This is a genomic window from Dyadobacter sp. LHD-138 (genome assembly GCF_030929615.1).
Classification (GTDB): Bacteria; Bacteroidota; Bacteroidia; order Cytophagales; family Spirosomataceae; genus Dyadobacter.
This window is the reverse complement of record NZ_JAVFVU010000004.1, coordinates 14,300-39,340: the sequence shown is the minus strand read 5'-3', so window position 1 is coordinate 39,340 and position 25,041 is coordinate 14,300. Positions and strand designations below refer to the sequence as shown.

18 protein-coding genes are annotated in these 25,041 nt (G+C 41.2%); 13 read left to right on the top strand and 5 right to left on the bottom strand.

Annotated features, from left to right (window positions below):
• Positions 1–208: 208 nt before the first annotated feature.
• The gene (locus RB622_RS02975; protein WP_308045016.1) at positions 209–769 is read right to left on the bottom strand and encodes a DinB family protein; all 561 of its coding nucleotides are present in this window, start codon (positions 767–769) and stop codon (positions 209–211) included.
• A gap of 327 nt (positions 770–1,096) precedes the next feature.
• Here RB622_RS02975 and RB622_RS02970 point away from each other — a divergent pair, with 327 nt between their 5' ends.
• The 3 genes from RB622_RS02970 to RB622_RS02960 all read left to right on the top strand — a co-directional run bounded on the left by RB622_RS02970 (position 1,097) and on the right by RB622_RS02960 (position 4,679).
• Positions 1,097–1,699, top strand: a complete 603-nt coding sequence (locus RB622_RS02970; RefSeq protein WP_308045015.1) for a DUF4136 domain-containing protein — start codon at positions 1,097–1,099, stop codon at positions 1,697–1,699.
• A 109-nt stretch (positions 1,700–1,808) separates the two neighbouring features.
• Positions 1,809–2,471, top strand: a complete 663-nt coding sequence (locus RB622_RS02965; RefSeq protein ID WP_308045014.1) for a hypothetical protein — start codon at positions 1,809–1,811, stop codon at positions 2,469–2,471.
• A gap of 42 nt (positions 2,472–2,513) precedes the next feature.
• A complete protein-coding gene (locus tag RB622_RS02960) occupies positions 2,514–4,679 on the top strand; it encodes a hypothetical protein (RefSeq protein WP_308045012.1) in 2,166 nt (721 codons plus the stop codon).
• Positions 4,680–4,771: 92 nt separating this feature from the next.
• On the opposite strand, the gene RB622_RS02955 is transcribed toward RB622_RS02960, so the two are convergent.
• Both RB622_RS02955 and RB622_RS02950 read right to left on the bottom strand, forming a co-directional pair.
• A complete protein-coding gene (locus RB622_RS02955) occupies positions 4,772–6,148 on the bottom strand; it encodes a hypothetical protein (protein ID WP_308045011.1) in 1,377 nt (458 codons plus the stop codon).
• A gap of 148 nt (positions 6,149–6,296) precedes the next feature.
• Positions 6,297–7,412 carry a hypothetical protein gene (locus RB622_RS02950; protein ID WP_308045010.1) on the bottom strand — a complete coding sequence of 372 codons (1,116 nt, stop codon included), beginning with the start codon at positions 7,410–7,412 and terminating at the stop codon, positions 6,297–6,299.
• Between the two features lie 184 nt (positions 7,413–7,596).
• On the opposite strand from RB622_RS02950, the gene RB622_RS02945 reads away from it, so the two are divergent.
• On the top strand, positions 7,597–9,213 hold the full coding sequence (locus RB622_RS02945) for a hypothetical protein (protein ID WP_308045009.1): 1,617 nt from the start codon (positions 7,597–7,599) through the stop codon (positions 9,211–9,213).
• 180 nt (positions 9,214–9,393) lie between these two features.
• The gene (locus RB622_RS02940) at positions 9,394–11,382 is read left to right on the top strand and encodes a sialate O-acetylesterase (RefSeq protein WP_308045007.1); all 1,989 of its coding nucleotides are present in this window, start codon (positions 9,394–9,396) and stop codon (positions 11,380–11,382) included.
• 107 nt (positions 11,383–11,489) lie between these two features.
• Here RB622_RS02940 and pheA read toward each other — a convergent pair whose 3' ends face one another.
• Positions 11,490–12,566 carry a prephenate dehydratase gene (gene pheA, locus RB622_RS02935; protein WP_308045006.1) on the bottom strand — a complete coding sequence of 359 codons (1,077 nt, stop codon included), beginning with the start codon at positions 12,564–12,566 and terminating at the stop codon, positions 11,490–11,492.
• Between the two features lie 59 nt (positions 12,567–12,625).
• A complete protein-coding gene (locus tag RB622_RS02930; protein ID WP_308045005.1) occupies positions 12,626–14,500 on the bottom strand; it encodes a DNA topoisomerase IV subunit B in 1,875 nt (624 codons plus the stop codon).
• 327 nt (positions 14,501–14,827) lie between these two features.
• Between RB622_RS02930 and RB622_RS02925 the strand changes: the two genes are divergently transcribed.
• The 8 genes from RB622_RS02925 to RB622_RS02890 are packed head-to-tail and all read left to right on the top strand — an operon-like array spanning position 14,828 to position 25,030.
• Complete coding sequence (locus RB622_RS02925) at positions 14,828–17,278, top strand: SLBB domain-containing protein (RefSeq protein ID WP_308045004.1); 2,451 nt, start codon at positions 14,828–14,830, stop codon at positions 17,276–17,278.
• Between the two features lie 7 nt (positions 17,279–17,285).
• A complete protein-coding gene (locus RB622_RS02920; RefSeq protein ID WP_308045003.1) occupies positions 17,286–18,371 on the top strand; it encodes a hypothetical protein in 1,086 nt (361 codons plus the stop codon).
• A 7-nt stretch (positions 18,372–18,378) separates the two neighbouring features.
• The gene (locus tag RB622_RS02915; RefSeq protein ID WP_308045002.1) at positions 18,379–19,206 is read left to right on the top strand and encodes an ABC transporter permease; all 828 of its coding nucleotides are present in this window, start codon (positions 18,379–18,381) and stop codon (positions 19,204–19,206) included.
• A gap of 18 nt (positions 19,207–19,224) precedes the next feature.
• The gene (locus RB622_RS02910) at positions 19,225–20,487 is read left to right on the top strand and encodes an ABC transporter ATP-binding protein (protein ID WP_308045000.1); all 1,263 of its coding nucleotides are present in this window, start codon (positions 19,225–19,227) and stop codon (positions 20,485–20,487) included.
• The gene (locus RB622_RS02905; RefSeq protein ID WP_308044999.1) at positions 20,480–21,562 is read left to right on the top strand and encodes a DegT/DnrJ/EryC1/StrS family aminotransferase; all 1,083 of its coding nucleotides are present in this window, start codon (positions 20,480–20,482) and stop codon (positions 21,560–21,562) included. The genes RB622_RS02910 and RB622_RS02905 overlap by 8 nt, the downstream gene beginning before the upstream one ends.
• A gap of 4 nt (positions 21,563–21,566) precedes the next feature.
• The gene (locus RB622_RS02900; protein ID WP_308044998.1) at positions 21,567–23,615 is read left to right on the top strand and encodes a glycosyltransferase family 39 protein; all 2,049 of its coding nucleotides are present in this window, start codon (positions 21,567–21,569) and stop codon (positions 23,613–23,615) included.
• Between the two features lie 53 nt (positions 23,616–23,668).
• Positions 23,669–24,367, top strand: coding sequence for a WbqC family protein (locus RB622_RS02895; RefSeq protein ID WP_308044997.1), 699 nt, complete (start codon positions 23,669–23,671; stop codon positions 24,365–24,367).
• A gap of 3 nt (positions 24,368–24,370) precedes the next feature.
• Positions 24,371–25,030, top strand: a complete 660-nt coding sequence (locus RB622_RS02890; protein WP_308044996.1) for an acetyltransferase — start codon at positions 24,371–24,373, stop codon at positions 25,028–25,030.
• Positions 25,031–25,041: the final 11 nt, after the last annotated feature.

Genomic DNA, 25,041 nt, shown 5'->3' with positions numbered 1-25,041 from the left:
ATTCTGAATAATCTCCCAAATGTTGCACCGATTTCAGACATTTCATAAAAAAAGCCACTCGATGATCCGAATGGCCTTTTGACATATATCCACACCATTAAAGAGATTGTATCCAATGAATACTACCTTTAATTATTATGCAAAATATAACTTTTTATTAGTATTTAATATAAAATTTATAAAAACACAAAATTTTATCTAAGTCAGATCAATAATAATCGTTATCATTGCCATAAGTGGCACGGTCATCGAAAGCGCCCAAATCATCGTCTTCTTCAAGCTGCATTCCTTTCAAAGCCTTCTTGATCAGCCCGATCTGACCTGCATGATATACGTCGTGCTGGATAACGCCATGAATCATGGTATAGTAAGAATAATCACGGCCGGGCACAAATTCCTCAAGGAAACTGTCATTCTCAATTTTTTCCAGTTCAGAAATTAATTCTTCCTGCGAAAGACTTAATTCCATTTGAATAGCCTCCCATTCAAATTCATCCACAACCGGAAACTTCTTCCAGTCCTTATCCTGTGTTTTAATATCAAACTCCGCGTCACCCTGAATTTTCCGTACGGCAAAAATCCGCCAGGTCGTCATGTGATAAACAATTTCCGCGATCGAGTGCGTGTTGGAGCTTAATCGCAGCTCAGCCATTTTAGGTGTTACATCACGCAGCGCCTCTACCACAGAAGGACCATACCAGGCCTCTTCGCTTTCATACGTATCGTTGAGTACATCGATAATCCTTAGTACTTCTTCTTTTGTTTCCATATATAATTTTGTCTTCTGGGGTGTGCGAGTGAATCCCGGTATCTAAGTTTTTTTAATATTACTAAAATAAAGCAACGAACAGGACAAAGTCAAATAAAGTTCGGGATCGGTCATTTCTAATTTACAAAGCCTTCACTGCTACCCGCTTTTGGGCCGTTTCATCATCTAAATTATTTTACCGCTTTACAACCAAATATCATTCCCAATAGTCTCTGATAATATAGCCGGCATCACAATTTCAAAAAAAATAGTGTGCTAAATACGGAAAAATAAAATGATTCAATTTTAAAATTCGTTAATCAGATAACCAAAACGCAAAGTACTGCTATGTTAAAAAAAGCTTCATTTCTAATTATCTCTGCCACTTTTTGGCTGACCTCCTGCACCAATGATCCGGTAAACGACTTATCTGACCTTGAATCACAAGTATATATTACAAACCGCGATAAAACTGCTGATTTCAAAACATTTAAAACCTTCAGTATAACAGACTCTGTTATCGTGGTCCAGGACGAACGTTCTACCACAGCGCTTACCAGCCTTGACAAAGACCTTTTAACGCGCATCATTACCAATATGCAAAACCTGGGTTATACGTATGTGGCCGCCGATAAAAAACCGGATGTTGGACTTAGTGCTGCCCGGGTAACCAATACGTATGTGAACATCGCATCGACACCATATTCTTCTTATTGGGGCGGATACTATGGAGGTTACGGATATGGTTATCCAAGTTATTATGCGTATCAAACCAGCGAAAGCTACTGGTCAATTTCAATGCTTGACCTGAAAAATGCGGATACGGTTAACAAAAAACTGAATGTGATCTGGGACGCTCAAATACGTGGTTCCGGCCTTGGCAACACGGGTTATATTGACGAAATGGTTGATTCCATATTCGGTCAGTCCAATTATCTTAAAATTAAATAATATCATTGGGGCATTAACCGGCTGCTTAAACAAGACAGTACGGCCAGGATCACCATTGCACAACTTTATTTTCACGGTTTTTCCGTGTCTTCTTAATTGACATTTTCAAATGAAAAAATACATCATCATTGCGCTCCTTTTTGCAGGCATAATCCCCGCCTATGCGCAGGAACCGGCTCCTAAATTATATACCTTACCTTCTCCTTTCGAGCGTTACACCCATTATCAAGTAACGGCAAGGTATACCGGTGCGATCCCGCTGGGATCTTTTTCCAGTAATTACATCGACAAAACATCGTTCGAAAATTATTCCATAGCTTTGGAATGGGTCCTGCAAAACTCTTTTTCTATTGGCGGAGAACTGGGTTATTCGTTTTTCAACAAACGGATTCCGAGAGCCATTTACCCGACAACGGATGGAAGTGATATTTCCGCGGTACAAACCAGAACTTTAACCCAGTATCCGATCCAGGTTTTTGGTAATTATCGTTTCTTAGGCAATAACTCGGCAATCCAGCCTTACGTGCAGGTCAGCGCCGGTGCAAGTATTCTCGATTACACCCTATATTATGGAAGTCTGGCCGATCAGAAACGGAAAGTCCGTCCGACCTATGGGATTGGCCTTGGATCTAAATTTTTGTTCAAAAAAGATGGTAATTTTGGCGCAGATATCCGTGTCAAGTATGAGGCCACTCCTTTCGATTATGAATATGTTGATAAAGGAGTATCTTCGCTAAATGCTTCAATCGGTTTGTTTTACCGCTGGTGGTAAACAATATTGAGCAATTCACACACCTGGTTTTAATTTTCAGTTTTGCATAAAAAAAAGATTTTGTCGAAATCAACGATCATTTGGATAAGTACAGTGCTGGCGGCCTTTACAGGAACCGGTATCTGGGCATGGAACAGGTATGGCCCCTCGCAGGGAAAAGATTTCCCGGAACAGCTTTCTGCTTTACCCATTGCTGTAACCATCGACTCGGCCTCCAGTGCCTGTGATCTTACCGTCCGCCGTTACAAACAGATTGGCCGAGAAATGCAGTTTGAAATTGCGGCCAATGCCGCAGGTCTTGCACCTTACAACGTAGAAATTACACAAAACGGAAAAGTCCAGAAATTTGAAAACGTTCCACACCGGGTATCCATCTGGCTTACGCTGCCAAACGTTGAGCTACATGCGGGAAAATCTTCTGTAAAAGTTACCAGTCTCGGACAACCTGGCTGCGAAACAACGGCGGAATTTAATTATGACGATTCCAGAAAATCCGAAATTTTAGACGGAACTAAGTGGGTTCGTCAAGGTAGTAAGGACAACTGGCTCGATGTTCGACCTGTCGTAAAAGGCGGGAAGATTTTCTTGAAAGATTTCGCAAATTTTCAGGATGGAAGAACTAAGGTTGTCATGATTGATAACATTGTCGTCGCCGGTATCGAAAACGGCGTAGAAGTCAAACCTGGCTATTTCTACACCATAACAGCTAAATGGATTGACGCCCCGTACAATGACTGGTGGAATTCATTGAGAAACAGAGCACTCCGCCAACAAAATATCTGGATAAACGCCCTTGACAATAAAAAGGAAAAATCTACCTTAACCCGGATAGAAATTCCTTCATGGTTTGTGTTATCAAAAGATATCAATGTGCATTTCGACACTACTTTCCCGGAATTTGAACCTATTGAGGGCAAACTGGTCATGCAGTACCGCCTTAATAACTGGGTTCCGGCTGAAAATTATTTAAAACGTGGCATAACACATTTACCGGCCTGGGAAAAGGACATTCCGGCTAACAAAATACATTGGACTGCCTCGCCTGGTCATTTTCAGGATAAGAATGAACAATGGTTCGCAGGGCTATCCCGACAAGAAGTCGAAGCCCTTGCCGACAATACCCCAGGCCTGGGGGTTTATGCCTTCGATTTTGAGTTTTGGAACCAGAGATATCCGCCCGATGTAAAACAGAGGTTAATATGGTTTTCTGAAAGGATACGTAAAAATCATCCCAATATGTATCTGTTTGATTATTGGGGGGGCAGCGCTTATACCAATCAGCATTTCAATAAAATGGGTGATAAAAGTCCCGCTTCCTTTGCCAAAGACTATGCGCACCCGGGACCAAATCATTCGAATTTTGATAAACTTCCCAACGGAGATAGTTTTCAAAATGTTTTTAACGTTTCTCCGACTGATGTTTATCCGAGACCAACCTCTGTGGCCGACGCACAAGGTAATACACAAAACAATTTCGTTTTACTTTCAGCGATTCATTCGCTCCGAATTAATAAATTGATCCCGTTTCAGAAGAACAATAAATCTGTTTTTTATGCATGGAACCGACATATGCCTTATGCAAATGATCCGATTGTACCCTGGCATCATGAAACTACAAATCCGAAAGGTGATCTCATTTTAAATCAATTGGAAATGATGCCAGCCAGCCAGGCTCTGAGTTTATCACTGTTTTCACTAGTCCTTTTTGACGGATATTACCTGTGGCATGATAGTCAGCCCGGCGGTAGAGGGGAAAATGCATATCACTTTGATCCGGGGTCTACTGACTGGGGGAAGGAATGGTACCCGGCGGATGGTAAAACAGATATTTCTGTATTTCATAAGCCACTACCAAACGGAGATTCTCCCCGTTACTGGGACTATCCTACCGAATTTTACGCTTTGGGAAACTGGATGGCGAAACAAGTAGAAGATGTAATAGCAGGGGGTAAAAATCAGGATTTAGCTTATGAAATCAATGGTAGCTGGCAAGAACCCCAACAGGCCCAAGCAGCGCTGGTAGCTGATCGCAAAGACCCGTTTGTTTCTGCGGTAGTAAAAGGCAATAAATTCGTTGTGTTGGCGGTAGATTCTTTTCAGTCACCGGTTGCTACGAGGAAATTAAATATCCGACTTCCCGATGGTACAAAAACAACCATCACACTTTATGGAAACTGGCCTTCATTATACAAAGGTGTTTTAAAGTAGCTTGTAACATGTAACCAATCAGCCCCGATAATTTTAGGGATTATCGGGGCTGATTGGTATACAATGAAAATTCAATTCGGTGCATCACGCATCTATCTGTCCCGTCTGCTCAGATATTTCCAGTAAGCGGATTTCTTATCTCCCAAATACTGAGAGGCTTCCTCTAAGCTATGATGCTCTTTTATAGCTTCATAAATATTGGGGTATTTGTCGTAAGCATACGGTATGAAAATTTGCTTGCCCGTAATTTTGTTTACAAGAATATTACTTTTAGCAGCCCTATAAAAATACGAAAACGGCCCTACCATACACAGCAAAATTATTCCTGAAAAAAGTACCCAGAATTTGAGATTTGAAGACCCGTCGCTGAAGTTTTTAACCCGTAGATTCCCCCTCAAAATAGCATAAAACAACAGCATCAATATGGGCATCGTTCCCCGGATCAGCCAATCATTCGCAAAACCAAACCTGAACAGCCCAAAAATAAGTATGGCTGCCAACAAGCTAAAAAAGTAGAGATCAGACACTTCTTTTCTATTGTTTATCAAGTATTTCCAGACAATCCCTAATAGCATTATATCCAGAGAGACACAAACAATATAATCAATTATGATGGGACGTATGGGATCAAAAGTCCAAATAAAACCGCGAATAGGAGTTCCTGAAGATGACAGAAAATAACACAGTATAGGTAAGCAAACCAGACCAGGAATAGCTATTTTTTTAAAAAAATCTCCCCATCCGATTTTAAAAAATTGCTTATACTCTCCGAAATGGAAAAAGACAAACAACGCAATAAAAGACAGGGTAACCGATGGGAATACGGACCATATTAAAACCAGGCTCAGAGGAAAAAAACAGGAAAGGATATTTCTGGACAGCATGCCATCACTGTAAATCAATGCAACCAGCAACATGGATGGTATAAACTGATTAGGTGCCCATAATAGCTGATTCAGCATATTCCAAACTTCTATAAAAACAATGGGATGTGTGAATCCGACACCCGCAATAATACCAAAAAGTACCTTTACCGTATGACCAATCCCCCCGATCAAAAAGAATAGCAATAGCCGTAAAACATCCTTTTTTACAAGAATATAAGTCATCGTAACGCCCATCAATATCCCCCAATACGTCCATAAAAATATCGCAACCTCCGAAATCTGACCTGTGAGCTTACCGACCAGTGCCGGAATCAAATAGAAACCCCAGTAGTAACAGCCAAAAGTATCCACACCTTTAAAGTATACAGGCCACGCATTGTTGGAAAGATCATAGAATTTCGAATTATGCCCAACATAATCATTGGTTTGATAACTGAAGCCCGTAATACCACTCAGCGCTACCAAAAAGAACGATAATGTGGCGATCAATAAAATATCAGGATAAGTCAGTACGACATACTCTGCTTTTTTTTCATAACTGGCACGGATATAAAAAAAGTACGATACAATCAATCCAGCCAAAGTAGCAATTGAAATTTCGGGACGAAACCAAAAAGCGTGAAAGAGAAGATTTGGTAAGAGTAAATAGAGAACAATTAGAATTTTTAAGACCCGAAGTGGCAAATGAATCATGCTTGAAAAATTATGACGATTAGTTTCCAAAAGACTATCAGCTGAAAATGATATGTCTCAAAGGAAAAATAACGAGTGTGATAAATAAATTGGCGAACATCAGTTTTTTAGAGGTTTCTTCACTGAGAAAACGGCAGCATAAACCAAAAGCAACAAAATAGATAAAATAACCAAAGCCCATACTTCTCGATGTGTCATAAACCATGTGTGCTATTAAATGATACAACGCGATGAACCCTATATAAGCCGCTAACACGAGCCAGGCTCTTATTCTTATAAGGTATAGCGCACCTATGACGATGTATACGATAAAAAATTTATGTGTGAGAATGATCGGGATTAAGGTTCTGAAAGTTGCGTAATAAGAGAGAATAGAAAAATTAGCATCTTCTTTCGGCGTGGCAAGGCCAACCACCATCGTCAGATACATTCTTATCAGGATATAAGTAAAATAACACGACAATAAGACGATCATTCTATTATCCCGAAAGACAAAATCACGAACCGTTTTCCAGTTTGAAAATCCTTTCAGTGATTCCTCAGTAGACTGGCACAGCCAGTATAGTGCAATTCCCAATGCGGCGACCAGCGTACGTTCATCGGTCCAGAACGCGGCTTGTAGAAACAAAAATCGCAGCCAGCCTTTCTTAGAAATCATTGCAAACAACAAAAACATAAAACTGAAAGCATCTCCCCAGGCCCTGAAATCATAAACGATAGCCTGTCCGGCATTGGTTGAGATGAAACACAAAAGGAATCCTGCTGCAAGAAACTGCGTATTTGAAATGGTATGTGCGAGCCGGTACACGCTATAAAAGAAAAATATTCCGACGAAGAGCTGGAAAATATAGACAGCCTGTCCATTGTGTCCAAAAACATTCAGTAATAACGGAATCGTAAATCTAAATGCCATATTCCCTTTATGGCAACCGGGCTGATAAGAAGGGCACGCTATGTTATGAAAAAGATCCGAAGCTTTTATGAGCTGATCTGGCCAGCAGTTATATTCCAACGTTCCGTCAATAAAAAAATTTCGGTCGAAGACTACCAATAAATCCTTGTTAAGATTAATAGGGTACAACAGGATGATAGAAACAACAGCACCCAGCACAATCCACCATGTAGAAATTTTACGATCATTTGTCAAAACCATTCTTTTTGTATATTTTGTTACATTTTATTTTCTCTCAAGGGAATTTCGATACCGGAGCGCTTTAACAGTTGAAAACAGAAATATAAACATTCCACTTTCCAACTGATAAGTCACTTATTGTTAGTTTATCTATATTATCTTTTTGTTAATTCCGGCCGGTCATCCGTATACCCGTTAGTATCGAATGATTCTCTGGATAAAGAACTGTATTACATTCGATTATCGAATATTTAGTTATAAACTAAAAAAAACTACTCTTACGACACGGCATTTTGCGATCAAATATATAAAAAACCAAATGGATATACATTTACAAACTATGAACACCTCCCGCATCAGACTACTCAGTGTAGGTTATTTGTTGTTAGCAACACTGCTATTTTTAAGTAACTGGTTTTACTTAAAATATGCGCTAATCTTTTTAATAGGACATATTTTATATTTCGTTTATTATTCCAGGTCAGCAAAAAAAGTGGAAGAAACAGATGTCTCCGGAAGCGCACTTATTTACCTGGGCATTATTTCATTCGTGTGGACACTTCTTATGGGCGTTGGGGGTATTTTCTTGCAAACAACCGATTTTATAGCGCATAACGCCAAATTCCATGAATTGTATGTCAATGAATGGCCCATAATCTTCAAAGAGAGGCAATCATTTTCATGTTATTATTATGGCTATTATCTCGTACCTGCCTTTCTTTTTAAAATATTAGGTCATTTCTCTGTCCCTATCATTATCGTATACACCTGGTTCGGTATCTGGCTTGGATTGATATGGATGTACCTTTTATTGTTTCGAAATTTATGGCTGATTGGAGTTTTGGTTATGAGTGGCGGCATTATTTTTTCACTGGAACTCCTGTCGTTAGGCCTTTTCCAAAAATCCTTCACCTATAACCCCTTGCTTTCTTTATTTATACAGTCTCTATACGTCCCAAATCAAATCATAGCCTCACTGCTTGTAACAGGAATCTTCTTATTTTACATAAAGAATTACAGGATTTCGTTCTACGCCATTACGCTGTCCTTTTATTGGGGCGTGTTTCCTGCTTCCCTGCTAGTCATATTATTTGGTATTATTTTTATTCAGGACTTCCTACGAAACAATAGTAATACGTCTTTAAAGGACTTCTTTTTTTATTACATATTCCCTTCATTCCTTTTCTTACCGGCCTTTATATTTTTAACTTCTTCTAATCAGATGCCGGTTCACGGTTTTTATACCTTTAATTCATTGCCAACACTAATTCCTTTTATTGACGTCTTGCTCATTGCTGCTATAACAATATGGCTCACACGTATCAAGGATAGCAATAACCAAAATCATTTAATTCAGCCCTATGTTTTTGTTCCTGCATTGTTGATTTTATCCATCACACTAACCTACCGTATTGGTCTTTATAATGACTTCTACTTACGTGGAAGTATTCCGTTATGCATCATTTTGCTTGTCAATATCTTACAACGACTCCATATCAGCATTAATAATGACTATTCTTCCTCTCCTGAACATTCTTTGAGCAGCGTTTCCGGCTATATATTTTCATTCAAGAAACACACTCTGATATTTCTGTGGCTGGGCATTAGCCTCTGCGCCTCCTTTTTCCAATTAAGCCGGTCTTTAAAAAATAACGTATTGGTAAGTAACTACCATCCAATACCTTATAAAACCTCTCCAAATTCTTATCAGGCCATGCTAAAGCACTTTGGACAGGAAGGCGCTAATCAATATGTAGGGAATCCTAATTCATTTTATTTTTTGTACCTCGCACCCAGGAAAGATCAGCGGTTGGAATTCTAAAAAAATCTTTTGTTGTGAGAAATTTGTGATGCATTCATCAAGCATTTTTGCGCACCCTGTCCCGGCTATCTTTAATTTAGTCAGTATCCTTATCATCTGTAAATGCTAAGAATACTAACTAATATTAAATTTACTCGTTAGAAATAATATACTTATTTTGCATCAAAATTCGTGCAACTTATGAAATCACTATACAGAGAAAGCTTATTTATCGTATTTTTTTTAGGTTTATTTTCAGCCGCCCAGGCCCAGCGTTTCTTTTCTGTTGTTTTTGACAAGCTCCCCAAAGACAATCAACTTTATGCACGTGATGATAAAAACGAAGCATCTATTCCAATATCCGGATTTATAGAAGTTGGCGGCTTTACACACATGGCAGCCGTAGTTTACAGAGATGATCAACGCGTAAGCTATTCAAAAAGCCCTTTAAAATATGAAGGAAACACCGCCACTTTTTCCGTACCAGCCAAAATCAAAGCTGAATTGGCCGAGTATTCTGTCGAGGTTTATGCCTGTAAGGCAGCGGATTCCATTATGATGGTAAAACGGACGAAAATAGTGGCTGGGGACTTCTATGTAATCAATGGACAATCCAACGCAGCAGCCGTTACTTCTTATAGGGTTCCAGCAGCTGATTACGTCATGAAATTCTCGAGAACTTTGGGGAGAATTCCTGACGAAAATCCGGGCTTCACACCGGCGGATACAAATTGGAAAACTCCTGATTGGGTGACTCCGGTAGAAGGTTACTGGGGCAGGGATTTGCAACGTCAGATTATAGAAACTTACAAGATTCCCGTTTGCGTAATTAACGGAGCAGTGCCGGGAACAAATATTTCTCAGCATTTGGACCGAAACAGTGCAAATCCAACGAACACCGGCTCTATCTATGGTCATTTACTATACCGGGTACAGAAATCGCAGGCAACCAAAATAAGGGCTTTTTTTTGGTACCAGGGTGAAGAGGATGCATGGAACGATCCCGAGAACTATCCCGGACGCTTTGACCAGCTCATGAAATTCTGGCAAAAGGATTATCCTATGGTTGACAAATTTGTTATCATTCAAATTAATATCATGGATCGCCCTCATTATGCTGCGGGAGCACTCAGAGAATTTCTGCGCCAGACAAAATACAAATATCCAAACACAGATCATTTTTCAGTCATAGGTCTCGGCCCTTTGGTGGACAACGTTCACTACACTGAAGAAGGTTATGGCAAATTTGCGCAACAATTACGCGATTATTTGGCTCCCAAAGTATACCAGTCAAAAGTCACGAAGAACATTGATTCACCTGATGTCCAGAAAGTATTTTATTCCAAGTCAAAAGATGCGATTACAATGGTTTTTGATGAGGAGCAGACCATGAGATGGCAAGCCGATACGATGTTCAACGGTTCTAAAATTGAGTTAAAGAATCAATTCTTCTTAGACGGAGATGAATCAAAACCTGCTCCTGTTTCGAGTTGGGAGGTTTCCGGTAACAGGGTAACGATGCGATTATCTCAAGCCTCTGCTGCAACCAGAATAAACTATCTTCCTTCCTTCCAAAATGGTTACTATCACGGCCCTTTTTTACAGAACACAAATGGGCTGGGCGCTTTCTCCTTTCATGAAGTGGCAATCAATCCGGCGCTTGCGGATAACAATCTAACTTCAAAAGTGTCGGCAGAAAACATTGTTGAGCTTAGCTGGCAAAAATCGGATGAGGCTCTATCCTACATTCTTGAAAAAAAACCAGAGGGACAATCAACATTCACAGCCTTGAAAACATTGGATAAAAACACACTATCCTTCAAGGATTCGGATGTAGCGCTTAATGCTACCTACACGTATAGGTTAAAAGCCATTGGAAGTCTATCTGAATCACCTTTCTCAGAAGCAATTGTAAAAACACTACTTATATTGGGTGTTGAGCCAGTCTCAGATATGGTATGGAAAACGTACCCTAACCCAACAAGAGACTTTGTAGAAATTGAGTTTAAAGATCTTGTTTCCGGCCATATCGTTCTGGCAACCGCAAACGGTACTAACCTCGTTTCACAAGAAGTAAATTCCTCGTCATCGGCAAGAATTGATTTAACCACCGCTCCTGCCGGACTATATTTCTTAACATTTCATAAAAAAAATGGTGACGTAACAACCAAAAGAATCATGAAATTCTAACTACATCCCTTTAAAATAGCACTTTAAACTAAAAGAGGAGTCACACGCAAAGTGCATGTGGCTCCTCTTTTTTATGGCGTAAAACCAATGTTACCAACACTGTCCACCTAAGAAACCCGAACGTAGCTTCCGAGCCATTTGATATGGCTACTGCCATATTTATGCATGATTTCCTGCACGTGCGGATCATTGATATGTCCCAGAAATTCCACTAAAAACCAGAAACGGAACGCAGATTCCCCACGGAGCGGGCGGCTTTCTATTTTTGTCAGGTTAATTCCCCTGTCGTTAAATTCTTTTAGAAATTCATACAAAACCCCCGGACGGTTCGTATTCGGCAGGTTCACGATAAGTGTCGTTTTATCGTCATCACTTTTTTGATTCACCACCCCTTTGGACAAAATCAGGAAGCGGGTCCTGTTCTGGTCATTGTCCTCAATGTTATCAAACAGGATCGGAACACCGAACAAACGGGCCGAGATCGACGAGCATATCGCCGCCGCGTCGACCTCCTCAGAAGCCATTTTTGCCGCTTTGGATGTTGAGTCAACCGCAATAAGTTCAATCCCCAATCCTTCCAGATATTCACTGATAAATTTACCGCATTGACGGAAAGCGATATCTTTCGAATAAATCCTCTTGATATTTTTTAAAGAATCCGACTGCGAAGCAAAAGTAAAATGAATAGGAAGAAGCACTTCGGCCACAATGGTCAGTTCTTTTTCCCGTAAAAAATCAGCCGTTTCAACAACAATACCTTCCTGGTTATTCTCAATCGGAACGACACCAAATTTCGCACGTCCCGTCTCCACGCTTTCAAATACAGAATGAATGGTAGGCAAAACCAGATATTCGCTCATACCCCCAAAACGGCTTTCGGCAGCCTGATGGGTAAAACTTCCTTCAGGTCCCAGATAAGAGATGCGCTCAGGTAATTCCAGATTTCTCGAAACCGCAAAGATTTCAAAAAAGATAGCATCAATTGCCTGACGGGTCAGAAGACCATTGTTTCTTTTTTCAAGACGGTCAAGAATTTGCTTTTCGCGTTCCGGACGATAAATAATCGATTTTGAAGAGCGTTTCAAATCGCCTACGCACTTAACCAGTTCCATCCTTTCGTTCAATATGGTCAGGAGCTGATCATCCAGCGCATCGATTCTATCTCTTAATTGTTGTAAATCCACAAATAGTCTAATTTTTTGTAATCGGTATTCTTAGTATTCCAGGTTATCTTTCTCGGTATTTATATCGCGATTGCCAGTTCTTCGATATTGTTTTCAATTTTCAGATTGTCAATAATAAAACGCTGACGTTCCGGCGTATTTTTACCCATATAATAGGTCAGCAATTTCTGAATCGACGTTTCTTTTTGAAGAATAATAGGTTCCAGGTGCATGTCCTCGCCAATAAACTTTCCGAATTCTTCGGGCGATATTTCACCCAGTCCTTTAAATCGGGTAATCTCCGGCTTGCTTCCCAGCTTGGCAATAGCGGCCTGTTTTTCCTCATCATTATAGCAATAATGCGTCTCCTTCTTGTTTCTAACCCTGAAAAGCGGCGTTTCCAGCACGTAAAGGTGTCCATTTCGAACAAGATCCGGAAAGAACTGAAGGAAAAATGTCATCAGCAGCAAACGGATGTGCATGCCGTCAACGTCGGCATCCGTCGCAATAACGATTCTGTTAAACCTTAAATTCTCAACGCCGTTCTCGATATCGAGTGCGTGCTGAAGCAGGTTAAACTCTTCATTTTCATAAACGATTTTTTTATTCAGCCCAAAACAGTTCAAAGGCTTGCCACGCAAACTAAATACTGCCTGCGTTTGAATGTTTCTCGACTTCGTGATAGAACCACTGGCAGAATCTCCCTCGGTGATAAACAAAGTGCTTTCATGACGTAATTCGTTTTTCAGATCCGTGAAGTGCAGGCGGCAGTCACGCAGCTTTTTGTTGTGCAGGTTTGCCTTTTTGGCACGATCATTCGCCAGTTTCTTAATACCAGCCAGTTCCTTACGCTCCCGCTCCGACTGCTCGATCCGCTTTTTCATGGCATCACGCGCTTCCGGGTTCATGTGCAGGTAATTATCCAATCTCTCCTTAACAAAATCATTTACGAAAGTCCGGATCGTCGTACTGTTCGGGTCCGGTGTGATGGTGTTCGAGCCCAGTTTGGTTTTCGTTTGCGATTCAAAAACCGGTTCCTGAACCCGGATAGCCACTGCGGCGATAATCGAAGAACGAATATCTTCCGGTGCGTAATCCTTTCCAAAATGCTCCCGTACGGCCTTCACAACCGCTTCCCGGAAGGCCGCCAGGTGTGTTCCGCCCTGCGTTGTATACTGACCGTTTACAAAGGAATAATATTCTTCGCCATATTGGTTTCCGTGGGTCATGGCAAATTCGATATCCTCCCCTTTCAGATGAATAATCGGATATCGAATGGCTTCCGCGTCAGATTTACTACCCAGCAAATCCAGCAAACCATTTTGAGAAATATATTTCTGACCATTGAAATTAATCGTCAGCCCCGCATTCAGGTAACAGTAATTCCAGATCATGTTATCCAGATACTGCGGTATATATCTGAAATTCTTAAAGATTATTCCATCCGGCTCAAAGGCAATATGGGTTCCGTTCCGCTGAGTCGTCGTAATTTCTCCCGATTCGTTGATTAATTCCCCTTGCTTAAACTCCGCATTTTTTGATTTCCCTTCTCTGAAAGACTGTACTTTAAAATAATGAGAAAGGGCATTGACCGCCTTGGTACCTACCCCGTTCAACCCTACTGATTTTTGAAAAGCACCGGAATCGTATTTCCCTCCGGTATTAATTTTAGAAACACAGTCGACCACTTTTCCCAGTGGAATACCCCGGCCGTAATCCCGGACTTCAACACGATGCTCGGAAATTTTTATTTCAATATTTTTACCATTTCCCATCATATGCTCATCGATGGAATTATCGACAATCTCTTTAACGAGAACATATATACCGTCATCAATGGAGGAACCGTCACCCAACTTCCCAATGTACATCCCAGGTCTCAAACGGATGTGTTCCTTCCAATCCAGTGACTTTATGCTATCCTCGTCGTATTGTATGCTGACAGTATTTTCCATAATCTATGAATACTCTAGTTTGGATAATTATGATTTTAATGTTGTATTTTAATATTTTGGGTCATATATCGTTACCCTATTGTACCTTTGCTCTTGCCATAGTTTGTGGCCGAATAATAGAAATTCTTTAAAAATAAGAAAAATCTAATTTACTTTGCCTTAAACTCGGAAATCTAATATTCCATTTGGGCTCGATTTTAGTACAAAAATAACAGCTCAAATACATTTTCTAAATGAACCGGTCGCATTTCATAGTACAATAAACTTCATATGAACACATTCAAGTTGGCTAAAAATTGCAAATTTATCTTACCTTATTTATTAAGTTTGATTATTTCTTTACCAGGCCTTGCTCAGGTGGCGACACCACAATCGGCACCCACTAGCGCACCTACATCTACAGGAACAAATCCAAGTGGCACGCAATCCGGGACACCTCGTTCCCAATCCGGCGCACAGGGAAACCAGCCAGCGAACCAACCAGCAAATTCAAATCAGCAGTCGAATACGCCGAAATCAAACGATCCGCAGTCTAATGAAAAAGGGAAGGCTGCTGCTAACAACGATCCGAATGCACCGCAAGAAGGCGCCGATCAAACAAAAATAAATACTTCGACAACCGGAACACTAAGTCCGGCTGAACAGGAAAAACTTGCGCTTCGTCAGAAAATTTACGGCTATTCTATTTTCGCCGATAAACAATTCAATCCGATCCCTGATTTACAGATCGCGACACCGACCAATTACGTGGTAGGTCCTGGTGACGAGCTCAATATTTTCATCTACAACTACGCGGAGGCTTCCTATAAAACAAAGGTTAGCCGGGATGGTTTCATTACGATTGAACGTCTTGGAAATATTTTTGTGAGCGGAAGAACAATTGAAGAAGTAAGAAAAATATTAATTGATAAATTTTCAAAGTTTACGCCAGGTCTTATTGGCGCAAACGGAGAAACGGCCAGAACCAAATTGATGGTTACGCTGGGTGAAATCAGAAATGTTAAAGTTTTTGTTACCGGTGAGGTTATCAACCCGGGAACTTACGAAATCACTTCCCTTGCTTCGGCATTTAACGCACTTTATCAGGCAGGCGGCCCCAATGAAATTGGTTCATTCCGCGATGTTCGTGTGGTACGTGCAGGAAAAGTAGTGTCGCATATGGACATATACGATTATCTGGTAAACGGAAAAATCGATGGTGATATCCGCGTACAGGACAATGACAACATTGTTGTGGGTTACTACCAGAAACGCGTTGAAGTTACCGGTATGGTGAAAAGACCGGGTATTTACGAATTGAAACCGGAAGAGAAACTAACTGATGTAATTAAGTATGCGGGTGGTTTTAACGACAATGCATACAAAGCCCGCGTAAAAATTGAAAGGATTACTTCAAAAGAAAGAAAAATTGTAGACGTTCCAGAAGAAAATTATTCCAGTGCCGAAGTGGTTACAGGTGATTTGATCAACGTTGAAACCATTTTGGACCGTGTTGAAAACATTGTCACCATCGAAGGCGCCGTTATGCGTCAGGGAAATTATTCTCTTGATAACAGCGGCACGTTGAAAAAACTGATTGAAAACGCTCAGGGTTTAAGAGAAGACGCTTTCACTGGCCGTATATCAGTTTTGAGGACCAGAACGGACCTAACCATCGAAAGTATCCAGCTCAACCTCGCTGATGTTTTGAACAACAGCGTTCCAGACCTTGTACTCACCCGTCTTGATCAAGTGGTGATTCCTTCTAAGTTTGACATGGCACAGTCTGCGATCGTGACCGTGGAAGGGGAAGTGAACAATCCTAAATTTGGCGAAAACGACGGCAAATATCCTTACGTTGCCAACATGACACTGGAAGATGTACTTGTAAAAGCAGGTGGCTTTAGAGAATCTGCCTTCACAACAGAGGTGGAAGTGATCAGAAGAAAAAGAAACAGCATTCCTGGCGCAGCAAATGCCCAGATCGCTGAGACTTTCAAATTCAATGTCAACCGTGACCTTTCAATAGGAAATACAGAAAGCAATTTCGTTCTTCTTCCTTTTGATCAGGTTATTGTCAGGAAATCACCTAACTATGTTGAACAGCAATCTGTATATCTTGAAGGGGAAATTCTTGTACCCGGCTCCTATACAATCATCAATAAAAATGATAAAATTAGTGATATCATTAAAAGATCAGGTGGCTTGACTGAGCTTGCCTATCCAGAAGGCGCTACTTTACTAAGAAGGACTTTTGTTAAAAATATCACTGCTCCAACTAACTTTTTGGAAGAGGCGGCAACACAGGAAAGCATTAAAGAAGGTACAATCACAGGAGATCTTCCAAACGTAAAAGAGGAATCGATCGGCATCAAACTGATCAGCATTTTGAAAAACCCGGGTTCTTTCGAGGATCTTGTGGTGCAGGAAGGTGATATCATCCGCATCCCTAAGAGACTTGAAACGGTTCAGGTAACGGGTGAAGTATTGTACCCAACGACTGTAAAATATGGCAGAGGATTATCTTTCGCAGATTACATTTCCCATTCAGGTGGTTTTACTACAAAATCTCTTCGTAAGAGCTCATATATCAAATATCCAAACGGATCAGTAGACCGGACAAGAAAATTCATGTTCTTTAATGTGTATCCAAAGGTTGAGCCAGGATCAGAGATTTTTGTCCCTGTAAGAGGAACGCCTACATTGACTCCTCAGCAAGCGATCCAGACCACAATCGGTGTGCTGAGCTCAGTGATGACACTTGTAGTAACTATTCTTGCCTTCCGTACTTTAAAATAATCATATAATGTCGAATACGACTAATCAAGCAGCTGAGGAACAAATAACACCGAGGGAAGTTATTTTGAAGGTGATTGATGCGAAGAATGCGCTCGTCAAAAGCTGGAAAGTCATCGTCCTGTTCATCGTATTGGGTGTGGGTATCGGTTACGCAATGGACCTTTACCTGATCAAACCTAATTCCTATGAGGCCACAATCGTTTTCAACATGGGTGGAAGTGCCCCTGGTAGCGATATGGGAAACCTTGCCGGTTTATTTGGTATGAGCGGAGCCACAGACGCTAATATTTTTACAGGAGAAAACTTCTTCTATTTCGTAAAATCCAGACCGGTTCTGGAAAGAGCATTAATGAAGGAGATTGACGTGAGAGGTAAAAAAATCCTGATGGCCAATTTCTTTATCGATTCCTGCGGGATAAAAGAGGACGAATGGAAAGGACGCCCGGAGCTTCATAATTTTAAATTCACAGAAAGAGATCCTGACTCACTGAAATCACAGTCACGGGTAGTTTTAAATGAACTGGTTCTTAAAGTAAAAGGAGTAACCGAAATCGGGACTCTGGAACGTAAGTCTTCTTTTATCTCGTTGACTACGACGATCCAAAACGAATCACTGGCTGCTTTGTGGGCTAAAACATTGCTAAAAACGGTTGAAGAGGTTTATACCGAAAAGCAAACACGCAAATCGCTTACCACATTAAAATTGCTCGAACGCCGTGCGGATTCGCTTGCCTTTATTTTGGGTAAAAGTGAACACAGACTCGCAAAAGAAATGGATTACAGCACGCAGCTTATTGTTCCTGAAGCGAAAATATCGGTTAATAAACTGGAAAGAAATAATACATTCCTGCAACAACTGTACTACGAAGCGATTGGTAATGCTGAAAAAATGCGCGTATCACTGGTTAGAGAGGCTCCTCTTTTTACGTTAATTGAAGATGTTAAAATACCTTTGGATTTAAAATCTGAAAGTAAAAAAAGAGCAAAAATTGGCGCTTTGGTGGGCTTGATGCTTGCACTGATCTATGTATATGTGAAGAGCATTTACAGGGCCATTTTGGACGACACTAAACAATTGCCTACTAAAGCATAAATTATTAATGCAGCATACTACTACGATTAAAGCCGGAGGATCTGAAAAAGATTACTGGAAAGATTTATGGAGAAATAAACAACTGCTCTGGATACTCTCGAAAAGAGATATATCCGTTCGGTATAAACAAACACTTTTAGGCGTAGCCTGGAGTGTTTTGCGGCCTATTATGACCATGACCGTGATGGTTTTTGTTTTTAGCTACGTCGCGAAATTAAAAGGGGATCCCGGAGTACCGTATCCATTAATGGTTTTATGCGGAATCACGATCTGGACTTTCTTCGCCAATACATTTTCCCAAATCAGCAACAGCATATTAATTAACTCCAATCTGGTTTCAAAAGTATATTTCCCGCGGCTTCTTATGCCGCTTAGTTCGGTAGCTGTTGGATTTGTTGACTTTTTAATCACGCTGGGAATATTTCTTGTTTTAACAACATTTTTCCATCATCCTTTAAGCTGGAATATTATCTATCTTCCTGCATTCCTTCTACTGGCCTTTATCACTTCCATGGGTTTTGGGTTAATATTTGCAGTGTTAAATGTACGATTCAGAGATATTGGTCAGCTGATACCCTTCGTTGTTCAGGTTGGATTTTATGTATGCCCGATCGCATACAGCAGCAGTCTTGCCAAGGATACCTGGTATGAAAAATATTATAATCTGAACCCAATGGTGGGCATTATTGATGGATTTAAATGGTGTTTATTGGGAGATAAAGCCTACTTTAATCCCGATAGTATCTATTCCACCGCAATTATCTCAGTCGTTATTTTGATATTATCCTTAATTTACTTCCGTAAAAAGGAAAATACCTTCGTAGATCATATTTAGAAACTGTTACTTTTGGCCATGTCTGTAATCACAGCTGAAAATATCAGCAAGAAATATATTATTGACCACAAGCACAAAGCGGGTGGTCCGTCAACTTTTCGCGACGTTGTCAGCGACTCGATTGGCAAAATTTTTTCACGTAAGCCGGGGCATTCTGAATATACGGAAAAAGAAGAGTTTTGGGCGCTTAAAGATGTAAACTTTACCATTGATCAGGGAGACCGTATCGGAATCGTTGGCCATAATGGTGCGGGCAAATCTACACTCCTGAAAATTTTGAGCCGGATTACTGAGCCAAGTACCGGTCAGATCAAAATTGAAGGCCGTGTTGCCAGTTTACTTGAAGTAGGAACGGGTTTCCATCCTGAATTAACAGGACGGGAAAACATATACCTGAACGGTGCTATCCTTGGCATGAATAAAAGTGAAATCAAACAATCTTTTGATGCGATTGTAGATTTTGCCGGCGTTGAGAAATTCCTGGATACCCCCGTTAAACGCTATTCTTCAGGTATGTATGTGCGTCTTGGCTTTGCCATTGCCGCGCATTTAAATCCTGAGATCTTAATCGTGGATGAAGTACTGGCCGTTGGAGATACCGAATTCCAGAAAAAATGTCTGGGTAAGATGCGTGACGTTTCGGAAAGCGGCAGAACGCTTATATTCGTAAGCCATAACCTTACCGCCATTCAGGCACTTTGCAATAAGTCGTTTTATTTTGAAAAAGGACAACTGATCGATCAGGGCGACACAACGCATATCGTAACCAATTATCTGAGCAAGGTATCGCATAAGCGGATGGAGCGTCACTGGGACGGTATCGACCAGGCACCGGGTAACGATCAGGTCCGGATCAAGAGTTTCAGACTGCTTGCCGAATATCAGGACAACCTGGTTCACATCGATGTTCGCACACCGATGAACTTCCAATTCGAATTTTGGAACATGGAAGAAGGTGCTAGTCTGAATTTAAGTATGCACCTTTACACCTTTACGGGTGAATGCATATTTAACGTCGGCACCGAGTCTCAGCAATTTGGGAAAGGTCTTGTGACCGGAGTTTGTGAAATTCCGGGTCATTTCCTGAACGATGGTTCTTATGTTGTTTCCATGATGATTGTAAAAGATACCAGTACGGTGGTTTACAACATGGAAGAGGCACTTGTTTTTGATATCGAGGATTATCGTGAAAACGTGACCTGGTATGGCAAATGGCCCGGCTACATTCGTCCTAAACTTAATTTTTCTATTCGTCAAACTGAACACCTGGTGAATGATTAACGTCACTAAAGCATATTTACCCGACCAGGAACAATACATTAAATACGTTCGTGAGATTTGGGATCGTGGGTACCTGACCAACAATGGTCCCCTGGTACAGGAACTGGAAGCCAAATTGAAGGAATATCTCAACGTAGATTATCTTTACTTTTGTGGTAACGGGACGATCGTACTTCAGATCGCCATGAAGGCGCTTCAGATCAAAGGAGACGTAATCACCACGCCTTTTTCCTACTGCGCTACTTCCAATGTAATTTTGTGGGAAAACTGTACACCCGCATTTGTTGACATAGATCCTGAAACTTTCAATATCAATGCCGATCTGATTGAGGCTGCGATCACACCGGAAACGTCTGCGATACTGGCAACACACGTGTACGGAAATCCATGTGACGTTGAGAAAATTGAAGCCATTGCCAAAAAGCATAACCTGAAAGTGATCTACGACGGAGCGCATGCATTTGGCGTAACTTATAAAGGTCGTTCCCTGTTTTCCTATGGTGATCTAAGTACATGCAGTTTCCACGCGACCAAAGTATTTCATACCATAGAGGGCGGGGCGCTGATTTCAAATCATCCTGAACTGGATAAAGAATTGCATCTGCTGCGTGCCTTCGGACACAAAGGCGATGAAGAATATTACTTTGCCGGGATCAACGGAAAAAATTCAGAATTCCATGCGGCGATGGGTCTTGTCAATTTGCCTAACGTACCCGATATCATCGCGGCACGCAAGGAAATTTTTGACGCGTATGACAGTTTCCTGAACTGGGATATGCTGTCAAAACCAAAGATCAGCCCGCACATCGAATACAATTATGCCTATTATCCGGTTGTCTTTCCGTCTGAACAGGTACTGAGAAACGTACAGCAGGCATTGGCGGCAGAGGATATAATACCTCGAAGATACTTTTATCCATCGCTTAATACACTGGCATTTATGCCGAAAATCATACCGTGCCCGGTCTCGGAGGATATGTCCGAAAGAGTGCTAAGTTTGCCGCTTTATGTCGGCCTGCCTCTTCCGGACGTAGAGCGAATCAGTAAAATTATCAACGATCATTTATCACCATAGTCTCATGGCTATTATTTATCTGCTTTCATTTTTCTTGTTTTTATATGGTGTTGGTTATACTTCCAAAAAAATAGTACAACCCTCACTGACCGAATGGCTCATCACATCCTTTATACTTTTTGCTGGAAGCATAATCCCCACCGGGTTTGTGCTTTCGGCATTGGATCTTACCGCCAGCACGCCTGCCTGGATCTTAGGTAATTTTATTACACTCGCTTTACATTTTACCGTCTGGACAAGACTGCTTCCTAAACAGACCGCATTTTCTGTTCGCGCTGCGATTGGCAACCGGATCAGCACTTTCAAACTCTGGACCCGGGAATTATCCCCCTATCTGAAATTTATTTTCCTGGCGATGTTTGGTACGCTGGCCATCATCGGTATTACCAACCTGATACTGGTGCTGTTCACCGTCCCGAACGAATGGGATAGTATGACAGGCCACCTGAACCGCGCCGTCCGTTATATGCAGCGCGGCACAATGGAACATTTTGGCGGTACCAACTGGAACATGGATACCTATCCCAAAAGCGTTACCACCATTCAGATCTATTCTTACCTGATCACGGGAAAAGTCGAAAACGCCTTCAAGCTGATTCACCACCTATCCTACTGGATGACACTCGTTGCCGTTTTTGGCATCGCACAGCGCATTGGCAGAAATCTCTCCGCAAGTTTTTTCTGCGCCTTGGCTTATGGCATGTTCCTGGATTTCCTGATGCAGGCGGTCACCACCGAAACCGATATTGTATTAACCGCTTACCTGAGCTGTCTGTTATACTTCCTGTTCACTTTTTACAACAGCCGCGATAACCGGTATCTGTATCTTGCCGGGATGACGTTCGGCATTGTGTTTGGGCACAAAATCACGTTTGCACTCTTATTGCCATCCGTGTTTGTGATTATGGTGTATGCAGTCTTTATTTCACCAAACTTCAAGGCTTTTTTCGACCGCTTTTTCAGGCTGGCTATCGCGATATTTCTGTCCGTCCTGATTTACACCTTGCCTACAGGTTATATTAAAAACATACAGGTTTTCGGGCACCCCATCGGTCCGCCGACTGCATTGAAACACCAGTCTATTGAACGATTCGAAACGCCGGCAAATTTGCTTAAACAAGGCACGAGAAATGTACTTCGTTACGGCTATGACTTTTTCAATCTGGATGGCATCCGTAATGCGCAATGGGGCTATGACTTGAATACGCAAATTAGGAAACCAATCATTCTCCTGGAAGACAAGCTGAATATGCGGCTCGATGAAGAAAAGGTTTACGCCATTGTTCCTTTCACTTTCCAGAGAAGATTTGATTTTTATAATGCCAACCCGTATTGGGGTGTTTTTGGCTTTGCTTTGATTATCCCTTTAATATTTCTGGTTTTCATCCGGGTGTTCTGGTCGAGGGTACACTGGTTCCTTGCCCTGGCTTTTATGTTTAACTTTATTACGGTTTCTTTTTCGGCTGTATACGATCCTTTCAAAGGAAGATATTTCATTGAATCGGGCTTATTTGGAGTCTTATTCCTGCTTCTTTTGTTTTCAAACCATCGGTTATCGATCATTAAACCAAGAAGAAAAATCTGGAAAGGTTATGTCCTGATGATCGTTTTACTAGGCTGTACATCGGCCTTGATGTCGGTATTTCTGAACGTCCGTTGCCTTCCTTTTGGTCTTTATGGTCACGAATCGGCACTAAAAATGGATCGCATCGCATTCCAGACCTTTGCACGCCCGGACGTAACCAAAGCCTATGAACGCTATGACTCCATTGTACCGCAGGATGCAACCGTAGCCCTGGCCACGATCAATGATGATTTTGAATATCCATTATACGGAGCAAAACTGACGAGAAAATTAATCTCGATCCACCCGTTTGAAAAAGGTTTACAGCCTATTCCAAAGGAAGCGGATTATCTGTTCTATGCCAGAAGCGTGATCAACGATACGACCAAAATCAAGGCCTTACCAACGGATCTGAGGCTGGGCAGCGATACAACCATGAAACATCTGATTGTTAAAGGTGAGGACTATTACCTCAGAAAGCTGAAATAGTTCTCAATGGATTAACAAGGTTAAAAAAAATTCACCACACTAAATAATCTTCCATGACCATTGCCATTATGCAACCTTATATATTCCCGTACATCGGGTATTTTCAGCTGATCAATGCTGTCGATAAGTTTGTAATATATGATGATGTCAACTTTATCAACAAAGGCTGGATCAACCGGAACCAGATACTCGTTTCGGGAAAAGGTCACCTGTTCACCATTCCGCTGAAAGACGCAAGTCAGAATAAACTCATTCAGGAAGTCGAACTGGCGCTTAATGATCCCTGGAAAAAGAAGTTTTTAAAAACCATCCAGCAATCGTATCAGAAAGCACCTAATTATCAAAAGGTTTTTCTTCTGATCGAAGAAATTGTAAATTTCGAATCTAAAACCATTGCTGAACTGACGCTGTATGCCCTACAAAAGGTATGTGCATACATGCATATTAAAACTGAGATTGTTCCCTCTTCCGGCATTTACAACAATACCGATTTAAAGGGGCAAGACAGGATACTGGATATTTGTAAGCAGGAAAATGCCACCCACTACATCAATCCGATTGGTGGTATGGAATTATACGAAAAAAATAAATTTGAAAAGGAGCATATCAGACTGGATTTTATCAAAAGTACAGCCAGCTCTTATCTTCAATTTAAAAATGCTTTCGTACCTTGGCTATCAATTATTGACATACTTATGTTTAACGATGATGAAAACATCGCTAAACTTCTTAAAGAATTCGAACTTATATAGAGAATGGCAAAGGTTATTATTTTTGGAGTTTTGGATACGGCAGAACTGGCCCATTACTATCTGGAAAATGATTCTGATCATGAAGTAGTTGCGTTCTCGGTCAACCGGGAGTATATCACGGAGGAATCATTCAGAGGTTTGCCTCTGGTGGCTTTCGAAGATGTTGAAAATATATTCTCTCCGGCTGAATATTCATTTTTTGCGCCTATGACAGGTCGTAACATGAACAGAAACCGGGAGGCTATCTACGATCAGGTTAAGGCAAAAGGCTATCAGTTCATTTCATACATCAGCTCTCACGCCACCATTCTCGACAGAAAAGTGATCGGGGATAACTGTTTCATCCTGGAAGACAATACCATACAACCTTTCACAACCGTTGGCAATAATGTCGTGATGTGGAGTGGAAACCATATTGGCCACCACGGGCAAATCAAAGATCACGTGTTTTTTACGTCGCACGTTGTCATGTCCGGTCACTGCGTTATTGAGTCCTATTCATTTTTTGGCGTCAACAGCACCATCCGGGATTACATGACCATTGCCCAGGGCACGTTGGTTGGAATGGCCTCTGCCATTACCAAGGATACGGAAGAATGGGGAATTTATATCGGTAATCCTGCTAAAAAGGTACCTGGAAAGAAAAGTTTCGAAGCTTATTAAGCAGCCCTCTA